This window comes from Streptomyces sp. NPDC060198 (genome assembly GCF_042728415.1).
Taxonomy (GTDB): Bacteria; Actinomycetota; Actinomycetes; order Streptomycetales; family Streptomycetaceae; genus Streptomyces.
Map to the genome: position 1 here is coordinate 1 of NZ_JBHWZJ010000499.1, position 4,275 is coordinate 4,275.

A 4,275-nucleotide genomic window follows, 5' to 3' on the forward strand; every position below is an offset into this window, starting at 1 on the left:
CCGGTGCGGGCTCCGGTGCCGGTGCCTCCGGGGACTTCGAACTCGCCGCACCCGAACTCACGGGAGCTGCGACCGGTACGGCCGGTGCGGCCGTTCCCGCCGGTACCAGGCTCTGTGTCGCCTGCCGGGCCGGCCGGGTCGACACCGACGGGTACTGCGAGACCTGCGGCCACGCCCAGCCGCGCGAACGCGACCACATGGAGCGGGAGCTCGGTCCGGTGGCGGCGGTCAGCGACCGCGGGCTGCGCCACCACCGCAACGAGGACTCCTTCGCCGTATCGGCCACCGCGTTGCCGGACGGCTCGCCGGCCGTCGTCGCGATCGTGTGCGACGGGGTGTCCTCCGCGCACCGGCCCGACGAGGCCTCGGCCGCCGCTGCGGCAGCGGCCGGCGAGTCCCTTCTGGAGTCGCTGCCGCGCGGCAAGCACCCGCAGCAGGCGATGCACGACGCGATCGTCGCGGCCTCCCGGGCCGTCAACGCCCTGGCCGAGCAACAGGAGGGCGCGGCGGAGCACGATCCGCACCGCAACCAGAACGCTCCGGCCTGCACGCTGGTCGGCGCGGTCGTCGCCGGCGGTCTGCTGGTCGTCGGCTGGGTCGGCGACAGCCGCGTCTACTGGGTGCCGTCCGACCGTACGGAGCAGCCCGTCAGGCTCACCGAGGACGACTCCTGGGCCGCGCAGATGGTGGCGGCCGGGCTGATGAGCGAGGAGCAGGCGTACGCGGACGAGCGCGCCCACGCGATCACCGGCTGGCTGGGCGCCGACGCCTACGAACTCGACCCGCACACCGCCGCGTTCAAACCGGACCGGCCGGGCACGGTGGTCGTCTGCACCGACGGTCTGTGGAACTACGCGGAGACCGCCGAGGAGATGGCCGCCGCCCTTCCCCGGGACGCCCAAGAACGCCCGTTGCACGGTGCGCGGGTGCTGGTGGGGCATGCGCTCGACGGCGGGGGCCACGACAACGTAACGGTGGCGCTGCTGCCGTTCGCCGTACGGCCCGTCGGGGCACACTCCGGCTGACGCTCCCCGGCTGACGCCCAGCCACCCGCGAAGCCGTGTCCCGGCACCTTCCGGGCCGCCTCCCGAGACCGCGACCGTTCCCGACCGCTTCCGACTCTCGCACCGCTGCTTTCCGGCCTTTCCCGCACGCTCCCCCGCACCGGGTGCCCAGACTCCCGGCGAGGGCGCCCAAGGCCAGTACGTCATCCGGTACGTCGACCGCACACCCGTATCCGTCCCACCGGTGGGGCACCGAGGAGCCGCTCCATGGCCAACTTCGCCAAGTCGCAACAGCCGCAGTTCTCCGTGGACGTGTACCAGAACAGCTACCTCCCCGAGGGGGGCCGCGAGGTCAACGCGATCGTCACGGTCACGTCCACGGGCGGCGGCACGTCCGGGGGTGTGCCGCTCGCCGGAAGCACAGGGTCCGCTTCCACCACGGCGGTCGTGCTCATGGTCGACTGCTCCGGGTCGATGGACTACCCGCCCACGAAGATGCGCAACGCCCGGGACGCCACGGCGGCGGCGATCGACACCCTGCGCGACGGCACCCTCTTCGCGGTGGTGGCCGGTACCCACGTGGCGAAGGACGTCTACCCGGGCAACGGCCGGCTCGCCAAGGCCGACCGTCTGAGCAAGGCGCAGGCCAAGGACGCGCTGCGCGGGCTGAGCGCGGGAGGCGGTACGGCGATCGGCACCTGGCTCAGGCTCGCCGACCGGCTGTTCGGCACCACCGGGGTGGGTCTGCGGCACGGCATCCTGCTGACCGACGGGCGCAACGAGCACGAGGCTCCGGAGGATCTGCGGGCGGCGCTCGACGCCTGTGCGGGCCGTTTCACCTGTGACGCCCGGGGCGTCGGCACCGACTGGGAGGTGAAAGAGGTCACGGCCATCGCCTCCGCACTGCTGGGCAGCGCCGACATCGTCGCGGATCCCTCGGGTCTGGCCGCGGACTTCACGCGGATGATGGAGAACACCATGGGCAAGGAGGTCGCGGACGTGGCGCTGCGGCTCTGGACGCCGGTGGACACCGAGATCCTCTTCGTGAAGCAGGTCGCTCCGGCGGTCGTCGACCTGACCGGGCGCCGGACACAGGCGGGACCGCGCGCCGGGGACTATCCGACCGGCTCCTGGGGTGACGAATCCCGCGATTATCACGTGTGCGTCCAAGTTCCCCAGGCCCGGCTGGGCCAGGAGATGCTGGCGGCGCGCGTCTCCCTGATCCTCCCCTCGCCCTCGGCCCAAGAACCTCCGCAGACCCTTTCGCAGGGGTTGGTACGGGCGGTGTGGACGGACGACCTGGTGGCGTCCACGGCGATGAATCCGCAGGTCGCGCACTATACGGGCCAGGCCGAGCTGGCCCGGGTGATCCAGCAGGGGCTCGACGCCCGCAAGGCCGGCGACCTGGACGGAGCGACCGCGAAACTGGGCCGGGCGGTGCAGCTCGCGACGGTCTCCGGCAACGAGGACACCGCGAAGCTGCTTTCGAAGGTGGTCGACGTGGTCGACGCCGCGACGGGTACTGTGCGACTGAAAGCGAAGGTTGCGGAAGCGGACGAGATGACCCTCGAAACGCGCTCCACGAAGACCGTTCGCGTCAAGAAGTAACAAGAGAACGACACAGACGAAGCCGAGCGACAGAGTCGTCCGCACGGCCGAGGGCGGACCCTCCGCCCCGCCGCGCGTACGGCGATCGACCAGCATGACGGCCCCCGGGCCGGACAAGGAGAGGGGGAAGCGCCGACATGCCGACCTGCCCGAACGGACACCAGTCGGGTTCTGAGGACTGGTGCGAGGTCTGCGGACATCGCATGACCGGAGCCGGTACGCCCGGTGCGGTCCCGCCGCCTCCTCCGCCGCCGCCCGCGCCCGGTTACGGATATCCGCAGGGCCCCGGCCCCGGTGGACAGCCGACGGCCGGAGTCGAGCTCTGCCCCCAGTGCCGTACCCCGCGTGAGCCCGGTGGGCCGTACTGCGAGGAGTGCCGGTGGAACTTCCTCACCAACACGGCCACCTCCTACACCCCGCTGGCTCCGCAGCCCGGCGCCGGTGGCGGGCAGGTACCCGGACTCAATCTGCCGCCCGGCTTCCAGGCGCAGCCCGGCCCCCGGCAGACGCCCCCGGCCCCCCACGCTCCGGCCCCGCAGCCTCCGCAGCCGCGTGACCCCTTCGAGTACCAGGGCTCGCGCCCCTCGCAGCTGAACCGCCCGGCGGAGCCGCTCGTGCCGGACCGCGACGGCCGGCAGGCACCGCCGAACGTCTTCCAGCAGAACCAGCAGCCCCCGGCCTTCCCGCAGGAGCAGCAGGGCCGGCCGGGGCCGCAGGAGCAGCAGTCGCCGTTCCCGCAGGGTGGGCAGCCGCAGTTCCCCGGCCATCCCGGGCAGCAGTCCTTCCCACAGAACCAGCCGGGTCAGCAGCAGGGGCCGCCTGCCGCGTTCCAGCAGGGACCGCCGCCCGCGTACCAGCAGAGTCCGCCGCAGGCGTTCCAGCAGGGCGCGCCGTCCGCGCCCGGTCCGTCCGCCCCGCCGGAGGCGGACGACTGGATGCTGCCGCCGCCCTCGCAGGCCCAGGGCCGGACGCAGGCGCCGCACGCGCCCGCGCACCAGCAGCCACCGCACCCCTTCCAGCAGCAGAGCCCGCAGCAGGTGGCCTTCTCTCCGCCCTTCCCCGGCCAGGGCGGCTTCCCGGGCGCCCAGGCGGGTCCCGGAGTGCAGGGTCCCGGAGCACAGGGTCCTGGAGTGCAGGGTCCTGGAGGGCAGGGTCCGGGAGTGCAGGGCGGTCCCGGTGGGCAGGCGGGTCCCGGTGGGCAGGAGCCTCAGCGGGCCGCCGTCTGGACGGCGGTGATCGCGCCCGACCGTGACTACTTCCTGGCGATGATGCAGCGCAGTGGCCCGGAGGCGACCGGGCTGAACCTGCCCGCGTACTCCCCCGAGCAGCACCTCGAACTCGCGGGCAGCCAGGTCACCATCGGGCGCCGCCGGCACAGCACCGGCGAGTCGCCCGACATCGACCTGGCGGTCCCGCCGGAGGACCCGGGCGTCTCGCACCAGCACGCGATCCTGGTGAAGCAGCCGGACGGGGGCTGGGCGGTGGTGGACCAGAACTCCACCAACGGCACCACGCTCAACGGCGCCGAGGACCCGATCCAGCCCTACGTGCCGGTTCCGCTCCAGGACGGCGACCAGGTGCACGTCGGCGCGTGGACGACGATCACGGTCCGGCGCGGCTGGGCGCACCACCGTGACGTTGAGCCCGGGGTGGGTGCGTGGGG

Annotated in this window: 3 protein-coding genes; all 3 read left to right on the plus strand. The window is 73.2% G+C overall.

Translation table 11 applies throughout. The features are described from left to right. Window positions 1-1,025: PP2C family protein-serine/threonine phosphatase (locus tag ACFWEP_RS32380; RefSeq protein WP_387375527.1), on the plus strand; the 1,025-nt coding region annotated here is incomplete at its 5' end. A 246-nt stretch (window positions 1,026-1,271) separates the two neighbouring features. Continuing rightward, window positions 1,272-2,612 carry a VWA domain-containing protein gene (locus ACFWEP_RS32385; protein WP_387375529.1) on the plus strand — a complete coding sequence of 447 codons (1,341 nt, stop codon included), beginning with the start codon at window positions 1,272-1,274 and terminating at the stop codon, window positions 2,610-2,612. 137 nt (window positions 2,613-2,749) lie between these two features. Continuing rightward, window positions 2,750-4,275: FHA domain-containing protein (locus tag ACFWEP_RS32390; RefSeq protein WP_387375530.1), on the plus strand; the 1,526-nt coding region annotated here is incomplete at its 3' end.